Below are 20,602 nucleotides of genomic sequence, written 5' to 3'. Positions count from 1 at the left end.
ATGAGATATGAAGGAAATATTTTCAGACCGCCCAGCGAAGCTTACAGCCTGATTGTACAGGTGACGATCGGCTGCGCTCATAACGAATGTACGTTCTGCAGCATGTTCAAGGATAAGACCTTCCGGGTACGCAATTTGGATGAAGTACTGGAGGATTTGGATACAGCCAGGGGACATTACCGCAGGGTAGAGCGGATTTTTCTGGCAGACGGAGATGCGCTGGTGCTTTCCAACGATAAACTGATGCGGATTCTGACTCATATTCAGAAGGTGTTTCCGGAATGTGAGAGAGTCAATGTTTACGGCTCTCCCCAGGATGTACTCCGTAAAACTCCGGAAGAACTGAAAGAGCTGTATGAAAACGGGGTGAAAATTATTTACATCGGAGCCGAGTCCGGAAGCGATAAAGTCCTCGCGGATATTCATAAGGGGGCCACAAGAGCGGAAATCATCGAAGCGGTCCGTAAAATTGAAGACTCGGGAATCAAAGCTTCGGTTACCTTTATTTCCGGTATGGGAGGAAGAGACGGATGGGAGGATCACGCCATCCAGACGGGTACCATGATCAGTGAGATGGAGCCATCTTATATGGGGCTTCTGACTTTGATGGTGGAACCGGGAGTTCCACTGGAAAAAGATATCCGAACCGGAAAATTTCAGGTTCTTACAGCAGAAGAGGTGGTTGCGGAAACCCTGCTGATGCTGAAGAATGTAGATGTGAAGCGCAAATGCGTGTTTCGCAGCAATCACGCGTCCAATTACGTTTCTCTGCGGGGGGATCTGCCTCAGGATAAGGATAAGATGATCGCTATGCTGCGGCGGGCAATGGAGGATCATAATATGCTCAAAGACGAACGGTTCCGGATGCTGTAACATGAGGATCTTGCTGACTACACTTAATTCTAAATATGTCCACTCCAGCCTGGCGCTCAAATACCTGTATATGGCGGCCCAAAATTGCTGCCAGGAACTGGAGGTAAAGGAGTTTACCATCAACAACAGCAGAGATTACATCTTTAACGAGCTGGTGTCCGGACATTATGACGCAGTCTGCTTTTCCTGCTATATCTGGAATATTCGGCAGACTGCGGAGCTGGCTTCCGATCTGAAAAAAGCGGCGCCCCGGTGCCGAATTCTTTTTGGCGGGCCGGAAGTCAGTTATGACGCGGAGGCCTTTTTAGAGGAGCACCCCTATGTAGACTTTTTGATCGCGGGGGAAGGCGAAACGGCTTTCGAAAAATGGTGCCGGGCATTTAATGGAGATGGTTCCTACAGCCAGGTGCCGGGACTTTTTTTCCGGGACGCGGCCGGTATCTTCGCGGGACCCGCGCAGGAAGCGGCTGCTTTTGCGTCCATTCCGTTTCCCTACAGCAGTTTTCCATGCAAAGCGGATAAAGTCATTTACTATGAATCCGCGAGAGGCTGTCCTTTTTCCTGCAGCTATTGTATGTCCTCGATCGATCGCAGCTTGCGGGAACTTCCGGTGGAGCGGGTAAAAGAGGAGCTTTCCTTTTTTCTGAAGCAGGAAGTAAAACAAGTAAAATTCCTGGATCGAACCTTTAACTGGCAGCCGGATCGCAGCCGGGAGCTCTTTGCTTATCTGATGAAGCATGACAACGGAATCACGAATTTTCATTTTGAAATTTGCGCGGATCTTCTGGACGAGGCATGTCTGGAACTTCTAAAGGACGCGAGAAAGGGATTGTTCCAATTTGAAATCGGAATCCAGTCCGTAAACAGGCAGACGCTGCAGGCCGTAAATCGGAGAAGCGACAGCAAGGCTGTGCTGCAGAAGACAAAAATGTTGATTGATCTGGGAAACATCCATGTACACGTAGATTTAATCGCTGGTCTTCCCTTTGAGGACTATGCTTCTTTCGGCCGTTCTTTTGACGCGGTTTACCAGCTGGGCGCCGATCATTTTCAGTTAGGTTTTCTTAAACTTTTGAAGGGTACGCCGATCTGGCAGGACGCGGCTTCCTTTTCTTATGTATGGATGGATCGTCCGCCCTGGCAGGTAATTTCCAATCGGTTTATCTGTGCCGAAGAGCTTTGCCGTCTGCAGAGAATTGAGGAAATTCTGGATCTGTATTACAACCGGGGAGGATTTTCCCGTTCGCTTCCATGGGCGATCCGGCAGATGAACGAAGGTCCCTTTGTCTTTTACGAAAACTTTTCCGAGTATTACTATGACAGAGGATTCCAGCATCGTTCTCATAAAAAGGAGGATTTATACCGGATTTTTTATGCTTTCGGGCAGGAAAAAAATCTGGGACAGGTCTTTACAGAGTTGCTTTTGCAGGATCTGGAGCAGACTATGAATTTTGACGCGGTGAAAAAATTTAAAAGAAAGGGATGGAACATCCGGTAGGTGAAGGAAATGGCAGGAGAAGATAAAAGAACACTGGCTCAGAAAATGGGAATTACCAGGACCGTGATACGGGATCCGTCAGAATCGGATATTCAGCTGAGAGAGGATCGGATCGGCCGATATTTCAGAAAGTACTTGAATAAGTTTGTTTTCGACGAATTTTCTCCGGAATTTATGGAAAAATCAAAGGCCGGGGACCTGATGAAGGGCGTTCCGATTCCTTTAAGGAAAAAAGACCTGAAAGCCTTTGCCGGAGGAGAGGGACTGCCGATGCTGGTGATCGCCGAAAATATGGCCTGGGTTATGGGCTGCGATCCTCATTTTAAGCATACGAAAGATTATGTGGCAATTCTCAGCAAACTGTACAACTATAAGTTGTATGAAGGTATGCTGAAAGAAGGGAGAGACGCGGCGGAACGAGGCGCTATGGATGACGCCTGCATTCATTTCCGGGCGGCGCTGTGCATGAAACCGGACTACCTTCACGCTATGTACAGCTATGCCAGGGCATGCAGGGCCATGTATCTGGACAGCGGCAACGAAGAATATGTAGGGCGATTTAAAGCGGAAGCCCTGGATTATTTTGAACTGACGACAGAGACACACCCTCGCTTCGCGCAGGCCTATTATTATTTGGGATACGCATACCTTAATATGGGGCTGTACATAAAAGCGGATCTGACGTGGAAGGAATTTCTCCGGTTCAGCCGAAACGGAAAAGATAAAAAAGAAATACGCAAACGCCTTGAACAGCTGGCAGAACCTGTTCAGATTGAGCAAGGTTACAATGATGTGATGTCCGGACGGTATGAAGAAGGTCTTGCGCGGCTGGAGCCTTTCCTCAAAAGCCGCTTTGAATCCTGGTGGCCATTGCACTATTATCTGGGAGTCGCTTATGAAATGACAGGGCGGAGAGGCCAGGCAGTGGCCAGTTTTAAGCGGGTTCTTACGATGAACGCCAGCCATATTGAAACGATGGAGGAATTGGCGGCCATTTACAGGCAGGAAGGCGATCGGGAAAACAGGCGTAAATACGAACAGAAAATTGAACTGATCCGAAAAAATACCCAAGAGGATCAGAAGGCTTTGAAGAAAGAAATTCTTGAGGAAGATAAAAAGCTGCGGGAAAGGGAGCCGGAAAACCAAAAGCCGGAGTTTATCGAAGAAATAAAAAGCGAGGATCCGGAAGAAAAAACAGTGGGAAAACACCGGATTAAGAGGTTGGATAAGAAGAAATAGAGGAGGAACCATTGAAAGGGGATAAAAAAAAGATTCTGTCGATAGAATACGGAAGCAAGTCGAAGATGATTGTCTATATCATCATACGCGCCCTGGTTATTGGAGTAATGATTGCTCAGATTTTAAATAAAAACTGGGACAATGTGTTTATCTGCGGACTGACGTTGATTTTGCTGCTGCTTCCATCGCTTTTGTCTTATCAACTTAAGATTGTCCTTCCCAATACGCTGGAAATCATTATTGTCTGCTTTATTTTTGCGGCGGAAATTCTGGGAGAGGTACAGGAATATTATGTAATATTTGAAGGATGGGACGATATGCTTCATACGATAAACGGCTTTCTGGCAGCAGCCGTTGGCTTCGCTATGATTGATGTTCTGAATGAGCACGAACGGGTTTCCATGACCCTTTCTCCTGCTTTTGTGGCGGTTGTAGCCTTCTGCTTTTCCATGACGATTGGAGTTTTATGGGAATTCTTTGAATTCTCTATGGATTATTTCTTTGGAAAGGACATGCAGAAGGATACATGGATATCTTCCTTTCATTCTGTTGCCCTCAATCCGGAAGGGGCCAATGTCCCTGTTGATATGAATGTTGAAAGTGTAACGGTGAACGGACAGCGTTGGGAGCAGTATCTGGATATCGGTCTGTATGATACGATGAAAGATCTGTTTGTAAACTTTGTGGGAGCGGTTGTTTTTTCCGTCTTTGGGCTGATTTATATAAAAAACAGAGGCAGGGGCTTTGCGGCTCGGTTCATTCCAAGGCTCAGGGAAGATAAGAAAAAAGAAGGCTGAATGAATTGTCAAAGATTTGTGAAAGATCGAAGATAGGGGTTCGGACAGCGAAAAAATTATGTTATAATAGAGGATAACATGAATTACAAAAGAAAGAGAAGGGATATCAAAATGATAAAAGCGATCAAAAAACTGAATAGAATTCTGAGAGTACTCTTTATCGGATTCATTGTAATCTACGGACTCGTTAAAATATTTGACATTGTGCCAAAGAACAAAAAAGAGAGCGCGAAGGGAAGTGTTGACGAGGCAGCCAGCGAGTTTGACGAAATCTGGTAAAGACAGGGGTTTGTTTTATTATGAAAAATGTAATGGTGTGTGTGACGCAGCAGAAAACGTGCGATCGCCTGATCCGCTACGGGCATGAAGTCCTGGATGGACAGGAGGGGGAGCTGTTTATTATTCATGTTGCGCCAAAGGATTTTAAAATCCTGGGAAGTTCCGAAGAAGGGGAGGCCCTGGATTACCTGTACGGAAAAGCCATCGAGTACGGCGCGAACCTTACGGTGGTTCGCTCTAATAATATTCTGGAGACACTGGTGGATTTGGTGGATAAAAACCAGATCACCCATGTGATCCTGGGGCAGTCGGGTCAGGTAAAAAATGAAGACAACCTTATTAACAGATTCAGAGAAAAGATTTGTCAGCAGGCGGAACTGACTGTGGTTCCGTGAGGAAAGGTGATAAGGAGGTAAGATTTTGAGAGTTTTTACGATTATCAGCGGCGTGTTGCTGGTTTTGACCGGGTTGTTCTGCTTTGCGAATCCTGGTGAAACATTTTTGTCGCTGGCCTTTATACTGGGAATGATTATGGTAGCCAGCAGTGTCATACAGGGGGTCGCTTACTGCTGGGGCAGGGCAGGTATGCAGAACAGTCAGAAGGATAACAACGGATGGATTCTTACAGAAGCCATTATTACATTAATTCTGGGGATTCTTGTTCTTACCAGTCAGATTGCGGCGGATGTGGCGATTCCGATGGTCTTCGGCATGTGGGTTATGTTTTCCGGAGTTCTGCGGGTCGTAACAGCGACGCTGATCGATCGATCCAATAAAAGGACGAATTTCGCATGGACCCTCATAACAGGAGTACTCTGTATACTCGGAGGGCTTTACGCTTTTCTGAACCCGATTATCGCGGGGCTTGCGATTGCTGTTCTCCTGGGTATTATGTTCCTGCTGCAGGGAATCAGTACCTTGGAACTGGGCATTCATATGCCCCATGAGAAGAAAGTAAAAAAACCGAAAACAGGAAAGAAACGGAAAACAGAAAAGTCCCAAAAGTCGCCAGCAGCTCAGATGCAGCGAGAAAATACAGTTCAGAAAACACAGGAAGGACAGCCGCGGGAAGTAAATTCAGCAGCTGCGCAGCCGGAAGCGAACAAAAAACAGACGTCGAAAAATGATGTGGAACGCGCGTTAGAACGTGTGGAAGATATTTTTTGGCAGAATTAATTCTGCTTGTGAAAAAGTGATAAAAACAGCCTTGAAGATAGCCTTCAAGGCTGTTTTTTAGCTAAAAGGGCTCTTTTATGATGCATCTGGCTGTATGGTAAGATAGGTCAGCTCCGGAACCGCGCCCAGCCTGGCGGGAAGCTTCGTAGTCCCGAGACCGGAATTGACATAGAGGAGCGTCTGGTTTCCATTGTCCAGCCGGTATTCGCCTTTTACATATTTTTCTCCGTAAGAAGGCAGAAAGTCTTCCGTGTAAAAAGGAATCCGGATCTGTCCCCCGTGGGTGTGGCCCGCAAGCATACAGTCAGTATTGGAAGCAAGCACCTTCTCCACAATATCCGGTTCATGGCAGAGAACTAAGTTATACATGTCAGAGCCCGCACGGTTAACAACGGATGGATCTCCATAGCCGATGAGCAGATCATCAATTCCGATAAGACGGAAGTTGTAATCTTTAAAGGTAACGGTTTCGTTTACCAATACCTGAAAACCTCCGGCGTTCATAATATCTTCGTACTGATGTTCCGCGCCACCGCCATAATCGTGATTTCCAAATACCGCGTATTTTCCAAAATTCGCTTTCATTCGTGATAAGGCATTGGAAATTTCCACAGGATCACCGGAGTATTCATTTAAATTATCGATCAGATCACCGGCAAAAAGTAAGAGATCCGGCGGGTTTTCGTTAATTTCATTGACAGCCTTCTCAAACTGTTCCAGATCGTATTGAAATCCAAAATGGGTGTCCGCGAAAAGGGCCACCGTAAGAGACTCTTTCATGGAACCGCTGGTATCTTCAATATGGGTTACTGTAAGCCGATTTGGTTCGATAAAGTGGGCATACCCGATAAGAGCAAGAGCCAGGAAAATAAGAATCAGAATTACAGAAATAATCATTTTAAAAAGCTTTCCAATGGCTTTTAACACATTCGTACCTCTTTTCTGTCTGAACTTAAGCCGCTTTCTTATCATACCACTGATTTGATTTTGTTTCAATGCGGGGCGGGTGGAGATTCCTTAAAATGTGTGCTATAATTTCCTTAATAATTTATGAATAAGAGGAGAGATGATGATTGATATCTGCATCATTGGAGGGGGAGCGTCCGGCCTTGCGGCAGCGGTCAGCGCGGCAGAGCAGAAGCAGGGACGCGTTTTAATTTTAGAAAAGAAGCAAATGCCTGGGAAAAAGATCGCGGCTTCGGGGAATGGAAGGTGTAATCTGACCAATCGAAAGTGTTCTGGAGCGTTAGAAACTCTAGATTTTTTCGCGTCATTGGGGGTTTTTACATATACAGATGGAGAAGGAAGAGTTTATCCTAATTCCAACCAGGCGAAAGATGTTGTCTACGCTTTAGTGCGGGCAGCGAAGTCGCTAGGGGTGGAATTGAAGACAGAATGCACAGTAGAAAAGATTCTGCCTCTTTCTGGAAGAGGTGGTTTTCAGGTGCGGTATAAGGGCGGAACTCTGGAAGCAAAAAAGGTTTTGCTGGCTTGCGGGGGAAAAGCGGGACCGCAGCTTGGGACTTCCGGGGATGGGTATGGGTTGGCAAAAGCTCTGGGGCACAAAGTGACACGTCTGGCCCCGATACTGACCGGACTGGAAACGCGGGAAAATTTAAAACAGCTGAAAGGAGTCCGGGCTATGGCCCGCGTAGGTCTGAGAAAAGACGGCAAATTGATGGCAGAGGAAACCGGTGAAGTGCAGTTTAATGAAGACGGGATTTCCGGAATCTGTGTTATGAACCTGAGCAGGCAAGTTAAGCTGGAGCCAGGAGAAACGTTTGCTGAGGGGATCGCCCGTTATCAGATCTGCTTTGATTTTTTGCCGGAAATGGACTGGGAGGAAACGATCGTCCTTCTTCACAGGCGGCAGAACATTATGGAGCTGGCAGTGGAGGATCTGTTTCTTTCTATCGTTCCCTCAAAATTGAAACAGGTTCTCGCGGAAAAATCCGGTCTTGCCTGCGGAACACAGGCAGCCTTGCTTTCAGAGGGGGAAGTGGAGTCCGCGGCGCGGATTCTCAAATCATGGACGCTTTCTCTCAGCGGTGTGAAGGGCTGGAATTATGCCCAGTGTACATCAGGAGGTATTCCTTTCGGAGAAGTGAATGGAGATACTATGGAATCACAGCTGATTCCAGGGCTTTATTTCTCCGGAGAAATTCTGGATTTTGATGGCCCATGCGGCGGCTTTAACCTGCAGCACGCATGGGAAACGGGAAGAAAAGCAGGAAAGGCGATGGCAAATGCGATATCGAATTCATCAGATTAAACTCAGACCGGGGGACTCTAAAGAGCGGATTCCGAGGTTGATTCAGAAGAAAATCGGAGCGGAGATAAAAGACTGGGTGATCCGCAGAGAATCCGTTGACGCCAGGGACAAACAGAAGATCCGGCTGGTGTATACAGTAGATTTTACCTGCAGGAAAAAACTGAAACTGGATCCGGCTCCGGACCTTTCATACAAGGAAGCGCAGGCGGGGAATACGATTTTAAACCACCGCCCGGTGGTTGCGGGGTTTGGTCCCTGTGGTATCTTCGCGGCGTTGATTCTGGCGGAACGGGGGTACTGCCCCATTGTGCTGGAACGGGGGCGCGCTATGGAAGAGCGGGTGCGGGATGTGGAGCAGTTTTGGAAGAACGGCCTTCTCAATGAGGAATCCAACGTGCAGTTTGGAGAAGGAGGCGCGGGAACTTTTTCTGACGGCAAACTGACAACAGGGATTAAGGATCCTCGTATTTTTAAAGTATTAGAAACCTTTGTTTCCGCCGGGGCTCAAAAGGAGATCCTTTATAAACACAAGCCTCACATTGGTACGGATGTATTGCGGAAGGTAGTGGTAACCCTCCGGAAACGGATTCTCGCGGCAGGCGGGGAAATCCGCTTTGAAAGCCGGTTGACCGATCTGATCCTGGAAGACGGGAGACTGAAAGGTGTGGAGATAAACGGGAGAGAAAGTCTTTCCACAGAACATCTGATTTTGGCCCTCGGGCACAGCTCACGAGATACACTGCATATGTTGCGAAACCGGAGTGTCCCCATGGAGCAAAAGCCTTTTTCCATCGGCGTACGAGTGGAGCATCCCCAGGAATGGATTGACCGGGCCCAGTATGGGGACCCGAAACTGGCGGAGATCTTGGGGCCCGCCGATTACAAGCTGAGCTGGCACTGCGAAAACGGAAGGGGCGTCTATACGTTTTGCATGTGTCCCGGAGGAGAAGTCATTATGGCAGCCTCAAAAAAAGGACAGACGGTAACAAACGGCATGAGCTACAGCGCAAGAGACGGAAAATTTGCCAACAGCGCGCTGCTGGTAGATGTGCGGACCTCAGATTTTCCTTCGGATGACGTCCTTGCGGGAGTGGACTTTCAGGAGCGCTATGAACGATTGGCCTTTGCTAACGGAAACCCGCCCCAGGGCAGGTGGAAAGATTTTGGAACGGACGGCAATCCGGTGGCCGCGTCTCTGCCGGAGTTTGCTGTGGAAGCCATGAAAGAAGCAATGCCTCATTTAGGGAGAAAATTAAAGGGATTTGATGATCCGAATACCCGGCTTACCGCGGTTGAAAGCCGCAGCTCCTCGCCTGTAAGGATTCTGCGGGGAACGGAACAGGAATCTCCCGTGGCGGGAATTTATCCGGCAGGGGAAGGCGCCGGCTATGCGGGAGGAATCATGTCCGCCGCGGTAGATGGAATTCGGGCCGCGGAAGCGGTGATAAAGAGCGGACAGCCGGGATGGTGAAAGCCGCGCGGGACGGCGGATATTAGAAACAAATCCTAAATTTATCTCATTGTTACAAAAAAATCAACGGTTTCAGGCCGCGAAAGGGCAGCTTCCGGGTAGCTTGCGTCCCGACCCTTCAATTCGCCGCTTGAAGCCGTTGAAAATTTATCAACAAAAATGAAAATTGGCGGTTTGTTGATAAAACCGCCAAACTTTCAACCGTCGTCTATTTTTTCACCAGGCTGTGTCCGGTCATTTCCGCGGGAATTTCAAGCCCCATAAGATCCAGCAGAGTAGGAGCGATATCCGCCAGCTTTCCGCCGTCTGCCAGCTGCGCCGGCTCCTTTGCGATATGCACGAGAGGAACATCGTTTAGGGAGTGGGCGGTGACAACCGCGCCTTGCTCATCCAGCATCTGATCCGCGTTACCATGATCCGCGGTCAGAAGGATCTGTCCTCCTTTTGTAAGAACCGCGTCCACGATTTGGGGAACGCATTTATCCAGAGCTTCAATGGCGGCGACTGCCGCGTCCATAACTCCAGTATGTCCTACCATATCCGCGTTGGCGAAATTGAGGATAATCACATCATATTTATCGGAAGCGATCTCCTCCAAAACTTTATCCGTAACCAGGTAAGCGCTCATTTCCGGCTGCAGGTCGTAAGTGGCAACCTTGGGCGATGGAATGAGAATCCTATCTTCGTTCCGGTTGGGCGCTTCCACGCCGCCGTTGAAAAAGAAAGTGACATGGGCGTATTTTTCCGTCTCCGCGATCCGCAGCTGCGTCAGTCCCAGATCCGCCAGATATTCTCCAAGAGTCGCTTTGAGAGTCTGCGGCGGATAGGCGATTTCTACATTTGGCATCTGGGCATCGTATTGGGTCATGCAAACATAAAAGAGATCGTCAATTTTTTTCCCGCGTTCAAATCCATCAAAATCATCGGCAACAAAGGCGCGGGTGATTTCTCTTGCCCGATCCGGACGGAAGTTGAACATAATCATGGAGTCCCCGTCCTTTACCGGCTGGCCTCCCGCGACGCAGGTCGGCTGAACAAATTCGTCGTTTTCATCCCGTTCGTAAGCCGCGGAAACCGCCTCTGAGGCCGTTTCCGTCTGAAATCCCTCCCGCAGGGTCATGGCGTCGTAAGCCTTTACAACACGCTCCCAGCGCTTGTCCCGATCCATGGCGTAATACCTTCCTGATACTGTGGCGATTTTTCCGAGACCGATTCTTTTCATATGCTCTTCCAGCTGAGCGATGTACTTATCCGCGCACCGGGGCGGTACGTCCCGCCCGTCGAGGAAGCAGTGGACATACAGCTCTTTTACTCCTTTTTTCGCAGCCAGATCGATGAGAGCCAGCAGATGGCGGATATGGCTGTGAACGCCGCCATCGGAAAGCAGACCCAGCAGATGAAGGGCGGAGTCGTTTTTCAGCGTATGAGAAACAGCGCGGTCTAAAACCGAATTTTCTTCAAAAGAACCGTCCTCGATTGCCTTTGTAATGCGAGTCAGCTCCTGATAGACAATTCTCCCGGCGCCGATATTCAGGTGTCCCACTTCGGAATTTCCCATCTGACCTTCCGGAAGCCCCACGGCCAGTCCGCAGGCTTTCAGCGTAGTCTTCGGGTAGGTGGAAAGAATACGATCCAGAGCGGGAGTACTCGCCTGGGCAATGGCGTTTCCATAAGATTCGTTATTGATGCCGAATCCATCCAGAATCATCAGCATGGTCGGCCGTTTAAAATTTTTCATAAATGAAACCTCCAGTATAAGTTATTATACCACATCTTCATTGCGGGAATCAGCATTTTTCCGTATAATAAAGGGCAGGAAAGGAAACAGAAGCAAATGGTTAAATGGACAAAGCAGCAGCAGCAGGCCATCGAGCTGCGCGGTAAAAATATGCTGGTATCCGCGGCGGCAGGGTCGGGAAAAACCGCGGTTCTCGTAGAACGGATCAAACAGCTCATCCTGCGGGATCGAATCCCTCTGGATCAGTTTCTCATCGTTACCTTTACAAACGCGGCGGCGGCAGAGATGAAAGAAAAACTGGTGAGCGCCATTACAAAGGCCATCGAGGAGGATCCGGGCCACGCCTCCTTTTTAAGAAGGCAGCTAGACTTGGCGGCAAACGCCAATATCAGCACCTTCCACTCCTTTGCCCTGGAGGTGATCCGCAGATATTTTTATCTGATCGATGTGGAACCGGATTTTAAAATTGGAGATGAAGGAACCGTGGAAATTCTCAAGTGGGATGTACTGGATGAGATTTTCGCGGAGCGGTTTGAATCCGGAGATGAGGAATTTCTGGAGTTTCTCAGAGCTTATGCTTCGGATCGAAATGAACGGGCGCTAAAGGAATCGATTCTCAGATTATATACGACGATTCAAAGTATTCCTCATCCCCTTGCCTGGCTTTCGGAGCATGTACAGGATTTGAATCTGGATTCAGAGGAATTTAGAGAAAGCAGGTTGTTCCATTTTATCCAGGAGGATATCTATTTTAGTGTGAACCAGATCCTGCGGGCCTTTGAACAGGCGGGAGATATTGCGGAAACCGCGGGAGTGGAAAGCGTCTATCGAAAAAATCAGGAGGATCTGGAAAATTTGCAGCCTCTGCAGAGCCTGGCGGAGAAGGGAGATTTTGAGGGGATCCGCAAACTGCTTGCTTCGTTTAAAGCGAATATCATGCGGGCTTCCAAGGAGGAAAAAGAAGACTACGAGCCAGTCAAGGAAGCAGTCAAAAATGCCAGAGACTACGGAAAAAAGCAGTTGAATGCTTTGAAAGAACGGTATTTTGCCCAGGATATTTCGGTATACCTGGAGGATTTGAGGAAGGTGTATCCGGCAGCTCGCTATCTGGAAGCTCTTATTCGGGAGTTTGACGAAAAGTTTTGCGGGGCAAAGAAGGAAAAAAAGATCATCGACTTTAACGACATCGAGCATTACGCGCTGGAGATTCTGGAGCATGAGGAGGCGGCGGCTGAATACCGGGAAAAATTCACCTGCATTTTTGTAGACGAGTACCAGGACAGCAACGTGCTGCAGGATACGCTGATTGAACGGATCCGCAGGGAAAATAATCTGTTTCTGGTAGGAGATATCAAGCAAAGCATCTACAAATTCCGCCTGGCAGAGCCGGAAATTTTTCAGGACCGTTACCGGACTTATGCTTCCGAGGAAGAAGGATGCAGCATGAAACTGGATTTGAACCGCAATTTCCGTAGCAAACGGAGCGTTATTGAGACGGTAAACGCTGTTTTCTCACAGATTATGGCAGGATATGACGACGCGGCGGCTCTGCATCAGGGCATTTCTTACGACGGACCTATCGACTACCGGACCCAGCTTCACGTCATTGACAGCCGGGTCAGCGAGGATATGGACCTGGACGGGGAAGTGGCGGAAATGAAAAATTCACAGCTTGAAGCGTATCAGGCGGCGGAAATCATAAAAGGAATTCTCGGAAAACCCATTTTTGACAGCAAACGGGGATGTGAGAGGCCGATTCAGAAGCGGGATATTGTCATTCTGATGCGGGGTACCAAAAATTACGCCGATGTTTTTCAGGAAGTGTTCACAGAGCTGGATCTGCCTTCTTATATGGATGACAGCGCCGGGTATTTCGATACGGTGGAAATCCAGGTGTTTCTTAATCTGCTGCGGCTGATTGATAATAAACAGCAGGATTTGCCGTTGCTCAGCGTACTTAGATCGGCGGTATTCAGCTTTTCCATTGAAGAATTGATACAGATCCGTCTGAGCAATAAAAGAGTTTCCTATTACGAAGCCTTCTTCCGGTACAGTATGCGGAAAGAAACGGATGCGCTTACCGAAAAGTGCAGGAATGCTTTAGAACGGCTGGAGCGCTATCGAAAAAAGGCGCAGGCCCTTCCCCTCGAAGAGTTTATCTGGGATCTGATGTGGTCGACGGGCTATTACACTTACTGCGGAGCTCTTCCCGCGGGACAGCAGAGGCAAGCGAATCTGAGGGCGCTGGCAGACAAGGCCAGAGATTTCCAGGAAACCGGATATGGAGGGATTTACGGATTTCTTACCTATATACAGGCGTTGGAAAATCGGAGCATTCCCACCGGACAGGTAAAACTGATCAATGAAAATGAAGACCTCATTCGCATCATGACCATTCACAAGAGTAAAGGGCTGGAATTCCCAATCGTTATCGTAGCCGGACTTGGAAAACGTTTTAATGTAGGGAAGACAGGCAAGGGATTTCTCGCCCATAAGGACCTGGGGCTGGGACTGACACGGGTCAATTACAGGGAGCACTGGCACAGAAAAACTTTAATGCAGACAGCAATCGAGCGGAAACTGCGCCAGGAAGATCTGGAAGAGGAAATACGAATTTTATATGTAGCTTTTACACGAGCCATGGATCAGTTGATTCTCCTTGGAACGGCGAAAACGGGGAAAACCGGGGAATTTGCTTCAGCTCAGGCTAAAAATTGCTTTCTGGATTATCTTTTCCCGTTGGCACAAGAATGCGAAATGGAGATGAATCTCCATGACCGTAGTCAGATGAGCGCGGAAAACAAAACAAGGGGTAAAAATCGGGAGAAAGTGCGCTCCCTGTTTTTTGAGGCAGAAGCCAGAGCGGCGAAAGAAACCTGTTATGAGAAGGAGAATGGGCTGAGAGATGAGATCAATCGGAGATTGTCCTTCGTATACCCCAATCAGCAGGCTCTTCGTCAAAAATCCAAATACTCCGTTACCGAGCTGAGCCGCATGGGGCAGACCGCGGCACAGGAAGATATCATATTAAAGACACCGGCCTTTCTTCAGGGAAGTGTTGAATTTTCCGCTGCTCAGAGAGGGACGATCATGCATAAAGTCATGGAATGTCTGGATTTCAAAGAAGCGCTGCGTCAGGTGGAAGCGGGGGGAGGTACCGCTTATGTGTCAGGTCAGGTGGAGCAAATGATACAGCAGGAGCTGCTGCTTCCGGAAGAAGCGGAAGCTGTGGAACCTGAAAAAATCGCAACCTTTTTTAAAAGTGAAATCGGAGCGAGGGCTGCCCGCGCGGAAAAGCTTTTTAAAGAGACAGAATTTAATCTGCTAAAAGAAGTTGACGGATCGGAAGTGATGGTGCAGGGAATCATCGATTGCTACTTTGAGGAAGCGGAACATTTGATCCTGATCGATTATAAAAACAGTTATATCGATCCTACTAAGAAAGAATCTGCGTTGGAACAGCTAAAAACTACTTATGCGGGTCAGATTAAAATTTATAAGGAGGCTCTGGAGACGATCCGTAAAAAGCCTGTAGCCGGCGCTTACTTATATTTGTTCAGTGAAAACGCTTTTTTTGAAATGGAATGATCAAAAAACAACAACCCATACACACAGAATCTTCAGAGAGACAACAGAATCTTCCTGCATAATGAATAAATATTGTAAAAGAAAGAGGTATGGGAATGAAAGAAGAACTGAAAATCCTGGAAGAACCGGTGAAAAAGAAGCTGCCCGCATGTACGGTAATTTTATATGTGCTTGCGGCAGCATCTCTGATTTGCGCGGGCTTTATGCTGTATTACTCTATCACATATGTACAGAGTTATTATGAGAGCTACGGAATGTCCATATCGGATGGAATTACGGAGGTAATACAGTATGTAATTTCCGGCAGTGGGACTTATTTGGGATTCGCGGTGTTGTTTTGGGCGGCAGGTCTGATTCTGGCTAAGCTCAGTAGATTGGATAAGCAGAATCGCGGAGAAACTTCGGGTTCAGGGGTTCCGCAGGGGACAGTGACAATGGAGTCACTGGATCCGGCGTTAGCGGAAGAATTACGGGACCCGGAAGAAGACGGGGCGGACGGCGGTGAAAAAGCCGCTGAAGCTGAAAGTGAAGAAAAATCTCCGGCCCAGGATGAGCCGGAGAAAAAAATCTGATTAAAGGGACAGCTGCCGCAGAGCGTCTACCGCAATATCACGCATAACCTGATGGCCTTCAGCTGTAGGGTGGATTCCATCAAGATACCAGTCCTTTTCCGGATTCCGGGAAAGGACTTTTGCGAATTCTCCGTAAAAATCCACATAGGCCAGCTTGTAGCTCCGGCAGAAGGAAAGAAGCCAGTCCCGGAGTGTTTCGTAACGCCTTTTGATAAGTTCAAAGCTGGTGAGTTCCGGCCAGCATCGTCTGGCCGCGTTGGGATCAAAAGGAGGGCAGGTACAGATCACAGGGATCATCCCGTGATGAAGAGCCTGATGAACCATTGCAAAATAGTTGGCCTGTACTGTGGTTTCCGGTGAACCGGCCAGAAGGTCATTGAGTCCTCCCAGAAGAAACAGATAGTTCGGCTTTTCTGGAACGACGTCACATCCGAAACGGGCCAGCATTCCGCCTGTTGTATCTCCACAGATGCCATGGTTGATAAAAGTGCTGCAAGGTGTATTGAGAAGAAACACCCAGTTTTCGTCCGCTTTTACACCAAAGCCGCGGACAAAGCTGTCACCAAAACAAACGCTGCGCATAATTGATTCCTCCTAATACTAAAGTAAAATTCCCGCATATACGGGTATGGTGATCAGACTTACCAACGTGGAAAGGCTGACTAAATTAGACGCGTACTCTCCCTCTACATCATAAAACTGAGCTAAAATGGCAGTCTGGGCGTGACAGGGAAGGGAGGCGGCCATAATAAACACTTTCAGGGGAAGTCCGGATACCCCCATAAGAGAAAAAGCTCCCCAGATAAGCAGAGGGTTTAAAACAAATTTTCCAAAGAGGATCACAATTTGGTCGATGGTGATTTTCATCATACCCTTTGAAAGAGAGGAAGAAAGATTCGCACCGATTCCAAGCAGGGAAAGAGGAACACATAGATCACCCAGGTAGGTAAGGGTGGTTTCCAGCACAAGGGGCAGTTTGAGACTGAATCCTGCCAACAGACAGCCGATCAGCACACCGATGAGCCCCGGACTGAAAATGCGGCGCACCGAAAAAGCTCGGAATCTGACTTGATCGGAAGCCTGAGAAATCGTCCATGCTCCCAGACTCCAAAACAGAGTAATCGTCACCAAATAAAAGGTGAAAAGGTACGGAAGTCCATCATGGCCGAAGATGATGCTGATAATCGGAAGCCCGATGAACATACTGTTGTTAAAGGTAAAGGTTGTTGTAAAAACTGCCTTTTTCTTTTTAGGCAGATTCATAAGGTTCCCCAGCAGTCTGCCGAGAAAGTGCATAAGAAGCATGACACAGGCAACGATCAGAAGATTCCAAAGAGAAGACTTTAAAAGCGCCGGTGTGAATCGATTTTCGATGCTGACTATGGCAAGGGCCGGCGCCGCGATTTGAACCACGACCGTAGAAAAAATCTGGCTTGTGCCCTGAACCCACTTTTTTGTCCTTGTAAAGTAAAACCCGGTGCCCATTAAAAGAAAGACCACCAGGACACTTATAATTCCGTTTATCACTTTCTTCTCCTTTTCATGATTCGCCGATTTGCTTTCGGTGATTCCGTTGATTCCTTGGACTCATCCATTTTAAACAGATGAATTGTTCCGTTTTTATTCAGGTTTACAAGAAGCGACAGGAAAATCGGAAAACCGAACAAGCCGACTACGCCGAAAAGCTGAGCTCCTACAAAAAGACTGATGAGTGTTACAACTGGATGAAGACCGATGTTTCCTCCAACAATTTTCGGCTCAAGAATATTACGGATAATTGTAATCACTACATACAGCACCGCCAGCCCAATAGCCAAAGAGTAATTCCCTAAGAGGAATGTGATGATTGCCCAGGGGATCATAATCCCGCCCGTTCCCAGAACAGGGAGAATATCAAAGACCGCGATGAGGAGCGCGATTAGGAACGCATTTTCAACCCGAAGAATGTGAAGTCCAATCGAAAGCTCCACAAAGGTAATGCTCATAATCAGGGCATAAGAACGGATGCAGACGAACAGGGTGCCAATGATATACTTTTTTATCTGGAAGAAAAGCTCTTGTGTACGGTCGTTGAACTGACGAAGAATAAAGCCCATGAGTCTGTCATAGTCCATAGATATAAAAAATGTAGAAATTACCATCAGAAGCAGACGGATCAAAAAACCGGGAAGAGAGGATGCCGCGCCTGATACAGCACCGGCGACCGTCATGGACAGCCCGGAAATAATCTCTCCAATAGAAGCCGCTGAGTCTTGAATCAGGGTATCCAGAGCATTCATAAGCTCCGGATCCAAGCGGATGAACGAGCTTTCCAGGCTGTCGTAAATTTTTCCGATCAGAGGATTTATATGGGCCTCATAAAGAGCAGGGAGGCTGGCAATCAGTTCGCCTACTGCGGAAAATGATTTAATAATCAGAAGGGCGATCAAAAGTCCAATCGTGCAGTAAAACAACAGAACCAAAAAGATTGCCAGGATTTTTTTGTGAACGCGCAGTTTCTCCGATAAAAAGCGGATTGGCCTCTGCAGCGCCCAGGAAATTAAAAAAGCAATGATAAACGGCATTATAAGGGACAGGCCCCATTCCAAAATGACCCAGACAATAGCCAGGATAATCGCAAAATACAGTATGTTAATAATAAATTTTCGCTTTTTTTCGATTTCCATAGATCCCTCTCCCAATCACTCTTCGCATAAATGCAGAAAAGATATGAATAATCCCAATCTCAGGATTATTATAGGAGAAAGCGGTATCCACTGTCAAGGTTATAGCTTCAGCAGTTTTTTGATGTTATTGTAAAAAACATCTTCGAGCTGTTTATCGGAAAGGCCGCTGACAATGGCTTTCTGCATTTCCACAGTTGGATGGTGAAACGGCGCGTCCAGTCCCCACATGATTCGGTCGCTGCCTACTTGTTCATAAGCTTCCTTAATTTTCGTATGCATCGGCATTCCGGATGTTTCCAGATATAGGTTCGAATATTTTTTTGCCATATCAATGGCAGCCTGTACATACATTCCGTTCCCATGTCCCATATGGATCATGACCATCTTTACATCGGGGTAACGCTCCGCCAGTTGGGCTACGCTCCATGGCAGGGAAAAGGGCGGATGGCCGGTATGAATCATCAGAGGAATATCCAGATCCCGCGCCAGTTGCGCGATGGGGAAGACGCATTCGTCATTGGGGAGATAACTCTGGGAAAGGGGGTGCAGTTTGACCGCCTTAAATCCGTGATCCTCTACTGCGCTGCGAATTTGTGAAACGGCGTCCTTTTCCATGGGGTTAACCCAGGCGGCGCCGATAAAACGATCCGGATATTGGTCGACTGCCGCAATGCTTTCTTCTATGGGGAATGTGCAGATTACTGCCTTTTCCACATTGTACTCATCCATCTGGCGGATCAGCTCTTCCGGTGTAATGCTCACATTGGACCAGCCACCGAAATGCCCTACATGGCTATGGGCGTCGATCTTTTTAAACTGTTTTATCTTTTCTAACATGTCTGTGCTCCTTTCCCATCAGTTGTGTAAATGAAGTGTCTTTTTAAGCTTGTCTTCTGCAGGGCTTCTGAAATCGCAAGAGCGATGATGATTCCGGATACAGTCTGGAAGAGCAGGCCTGGAACCGCGGCAATGGCAGCCGCCCGTCCGAACAGCAGAAGCCAGAATAATACGTAGCAGATGCCCTGAGCGATTCCGCTGGCAGCGGCAGCTACGATCCAGAGGGGGCGTCCTTTCAGTCCAAATGCGTGGCGTTTGATCATGAAGCCCATGAGTAGAGCCATAATTGCTTTGCAAATAAAGGTAGGCAGCGCCCAGATCGTATAGCCGCTGACAATATCCGCGACAGCCGCCCCCAGTCCCCCGGCGGCAGCGCCTCGTTTCCCTCCCAGCATAAGAACGGAAAGGAAAATCATAGAATCACCAATGTGGGCGTACCCAAAAGGACCGGGGAATTTAATGATAAATACTCCTAAAAATACAATTGCGATAAATAGTGCGGTTTCACACAAATTTTTTACTTTCTGTGTCTGTCTCATTCAATCTGACCTCCTGAAATTTGATTTCTGAAACAGGATAGCACGAAACTGTATCTTTTAAAAGAGACAAAAAATATAAAAAAGAAAATAACACTTTATAAAAAAGAACTTAAAATACAATTTAAAAGAAAAAGCAGGGAACACTTTGTACAAAATAAAAAGGTACAGAACTCGGAGGCGTCAGTCAGAGGACAGTACAATCAGAAGCGTGCCATCGCCAACACGTACTGTCGCGTAATCATCTGCGAATTCATTGCTGACACCTAAAGGAAAGGTTCCGGTAAGGGTGTAATCTGAAAGAAGATATTTGACACCGGAGAGGCAGACTCCACGACTTTGCTCAGTCATCGAAAAGACGGACAGATGAAATCCTTCCTTTTTCTGAAGATGTATCTCCCCATTTTTGAGTACCGTACAGTAATTTCGGCCGTCCTTTATCGCAATATGATCCACCAGGTCAACGACTCCAAGCATCAACTGAATATTCGCTACCGAGTGATCAAATCGTCCGCCGAGACCGCCGGCAATTAAGATGTCCGTGCAACCGCGGCTGATAGCGGTTTTCAGACACAGGCCCGTATCCGTATCATCTTTTTCCGCGGGAAAAGTAATGATTTCGATATCTGAGGGAGCGCATCCCTTCATGGAGTCAAAATCACCAATAAGCAAATCCGGCGTAAGACCGGCTTGAAGCGCGTGATCCCATCCACCGTCCGCGCAAAGGATAAAATCGAAAGCTTCATCTCCGATTATTTCTGAAAGAGAACCTTCTATATAAGATGTAATAATTAAACATTTTTTCATAATTGAGATACCTGAATTCTTAAATTGGATAATCAAAGAAATAGCGAATTATGCGGGTAAAAGTTATTATAGCATAAAAATTCTAAGAGAAAAGGAAATGAATTGTAAAATCGAAACAAAATTTCCTGAAATAAGGTGACTTGTAAAAATAACGTCCAGTTTGTAAGAGTAAAATCCATGTTGTAAGAGTTAAGTCTACAGGATGGATTTTACTTTTACAAAAATAGAGAATTATGGATGGATTTGTGCCGGT

The 20,602-nt window shown here is 47.4% G+C and carries 19 protein-coding genes; 11 read left to right on the top strand and 8 right to left on the bottom strand.

What is annotated here, in order from left to right; genetic code table 11:
- The 7 genes from H9L42_RS11795 (at position 1) to H9L42_RS11765 (ending at position 5,862) form a co-directional block, all read left to right on the top strand.
- A complete protein-coding gene (locus H9L42_RS11795; protein WP_187303603.1) occupies positions 1–873 on the top strand; it encodes a radical SAM protein in 873 nt (290 codons plus the stop codon).
- A gap of 1 nt (position 874) precedes the next feature.
- Positions 875–2,371 carry a B12-binding domain-containing radical SAM protein gene (locus tag H9L42_RS11790; protein WP_187303602.1) on the top strand — a complete coding sequence of 499 codons (1,497 nt, stop codon included), beginning with the start codon at positions 875–877 and terminating at the stop codon, positions 2,369–2,371.
- Between the two features lie 9 nt (positions 2,372–2,380).
- Positions 2,381–3,610, top strand: coding sequence for a tetratricopeptide repeat protein (locus tag H9L42_RS11785; RefSeq protein WP_187303601.1), 1,230 nt, complete (start codon positions 2,381–2,383; stop codon positions 3,608–3,610).
- An 11-nt stretch (positions 3,611–3,621) separates the two neighbouring features.
- On the top strand, positions 3,622–4,407 hold the full coding sequence (locus H9L42_RS11780; RefSeq protein ID WP_187303600.1) for a DUF2238 domain-containing protein: 786 nt from the start codon (positions 3,622–3,624) through the stop codon (positions 4,405–4,407).
- A 78-nt stretch (positions 4,408–4,485) separates the two neighbouring features.
- Entirely contained in the window at positions 4,486–4,686 is a 201-nt protein-coding gene (locus H9L42_RS11775; RefSeq protein WP_187303599.1) for a hypothetical protein, read from the top strand.
- A 20-nt stretch (positions 4,687–4,706) separates the two neighbouring features.
- Entirely contained in the window at positions 4,707–5,081 is a 375-nt protein-coding gene (locus H9L42_RS11770) for an adenine nucleotide alpha hydrolase family protein (RefSeq protein WP_187303598.1), read from the top strand.
- A 25-nt stretch (positions 5,082–5,106) separates the two neighbouring features.
- Positions 5,107–5,862 carry an HdeD family acid-resistance protein gene (locus H9L42_RS11765; protein ID WP_187303597.1) on the top strand — a complete coding sequence of 252 codons (756 nt, stop codon included), beginning with the start codon at positions 5,107–5,109 and terminating at the stop codon, positions 5,860–5,862.
- A gap of 75 nt (positions 5,863–5,937) precedes the next feature.
- Here H9L42_RS11765 and H9L42_RS11760 read toward each other — a convergent pair whose 3' ends face one another.
- Positions 5,938–6,789, bottom strand: a complete 852-nt coding sequence (locus H9L42_RS11760; RefSeq protein WP_187303596.1) for a metallophosphoesterase — start codon at positions 6,787–6,789, stop codon at positions 5,938–5,940.
- Between the two features lie 139 nt (positions 6,790–6,928).
- Between H9L42_RS11760 and H9L42_RS11755 the strand changes: the two genes are divergently transcribed.
- Together H9L42_RS11755 and H9L42_RS11750 are read left to right on the top strand one after the other, a co-directional pair.
- Entirely contained in the window at positions 6,929–8,134 is a 1,206-nt protein-coding gene (locus tag H9L42_RS11755) for an aminoacetone oxidase family FAD-binding enzyme (RefSeq protein WP_187303595.1), read from the top strand.
- Positions 8,109–9,605: an NAD(P)/FAD-dependent oxidoreductase gene (locus H9L42_RS11750; RefSeq protein ID WP_187303594.1), complete on the top strand. Its 1,497-nt coding sequence runs from the start codon at positions 8,109–8,111 to the stop codon at positions 9,603–9,605. The genes H9L42_RS11755 and H9L42_RS11750 overlap by 26 nt, the downstream gene beginning before the upstream one ends.
- A gap of 208 nt (positions 9,606–9,813) precedes the next feature.
- On the opposite strand, the gene gpmI is transcribed toward H9L42_RS11750, so the two are convergent.
- The gene (gene gpmI, locus H9L42_RS11745) at positions 9,814–11,343 is read right to left on the bottom strand and encodes a 2,3-bisphosphoglycerate-independent phosphoglycerate mutase (RefSeq protein ID WP_187303593.1); all 1,530 of its coding nucleotides are present in this window, start codon (positions 11,341–11,343) and stop codon (positions 9,814–9,816) included.
- Positions 11,344–11,439: 96 nt separating this feature from the next.
- On the opposite strand from gpmI, the gene addA reads away from it, so the two are divergent.
- Both addA and H9L42_RS11735 read left to right on the top strand, forming a co-directional pair.
- On the top strand, positions 11,440–14,931 hold the full coding sequence (addA, locus tag H9L42_RS11740) for a helicase-exonuclease AddAB subunit AddA (RefSeq protein WP_187303592.1): 3,492 nt from the start codon (positions 11,440–11,442) through the stop codon (positions 14,929–14,931).
- Positions 14,932–15,026: 95 nt separating this feature from the next.
- Positions 15,027–15,503, top strand: a complete 477-nt coding sequence (locus tag H9L42_RS11735; protein ID WP_187303591.1) for a hypothetical protein — start codon at positions 15,027–15,029, stop codon at positions 15,501–15,503.
- On the opposite strand, the gene H9L42_RS11730 is transcribed toward H9L42_RS11735, so the two are convergent.
- The 6 genes from H9L42_RS11730 to H9L42_RS11705 all read right to left on the bottom strand — a co-directional run bounded on the left by H9L42_RS11730 (position 15,504) and on the right by H9L42_RS11705 (position 20,349).
- A complete protein-coding gene (locus tag H9L42_RS11730) occupies positions 15,504–16,085 on the bottom strand; it encodes a GDSL-type esterase/lipase family protein (RefSeq protein WP_187303590.1) in 582 nt (193 codons plus the stop codon).
- An 18-nt stretch (positions 16,086–16,103) separates the two neighbouring features.
- Positions 16,104–17,030 (bottom strand): AEC family transporter, encoded by a 927-nt coding sequence (locus H9L42_RS11725; protein ID WP_187303589.1) that lies wholly within the window; start codon positions 17,028–17,030, stop codon positions 16,104–16,106.
- Positions 17,027–18,169: a sporulation integral membrane protein YtvI gene (ytvI, locus tag H9L42_RS11720; RefSeq protein ID WP_187303588.1), complete on the bottom strand. Its 1,143-nt coding sequence runs from the start codon at positions 18,167–18,169 to the stop codon at positions 17,027–17,029. Before ytvI ends, H9L42_RS11725 begins: the two co-directional genes overlap by 4 nt.
- Before the next feature lie 99 nt (positions 18,170–18,268).
- Entirely contained in the window at positions 18,269–19,006 is a 738-nt protein-coding gene (locus H9L42_RS11715) for an amidohydrolase family protein (RefSeq protein WP_187303587.1), read from the bottom strand.
- A complete protein-coding gene (locus tag H9L42_RS11710) occupies positions 19,000–19,545 on the bottom strand; it encodes an ECF transporter S component (RefSeq protein WP_187303586.1) in 546 nt (181 codons plus the stop codon). The genes H9L42_RS11715 and H9L42_RS11710 overlap by 7 nt, the downstream gene beginning before the upstream one ends.
- A gap of 180 nt (positions 19,546–19,725) precedes the next feature.
- The gene (locus H9L42_RS11705) at positions 19,726–20,349 is read right to left on the bottom strand and encodes a thiamine diphosphokinase (protein ID WP_187303585.1); all 624 of its coding nucleotides are present in this window, start codon (positions 20,347–20,349) and stop codon (positions 19,726–19,728) included.
- Positions 20,350–20,602: the final 253 nt, after the last annotated feature.

Origin of the sequence: Zhenpiania hominis, from assembly GCF_014333425.1 — a bacterium.
In the GTDB taxonomy this organism is placed as follows: domain Bacteria; phylum Bacillota; class Clostridia; order Peptostreptococcales; family Anaerovoracaceae; genus Hominibacterium; species Hominibacterium hominis.
Note: the sequence above shows the minus strand (reverse complement) of the source record. Positions and strands in the feature narration are given on the sequence as shown.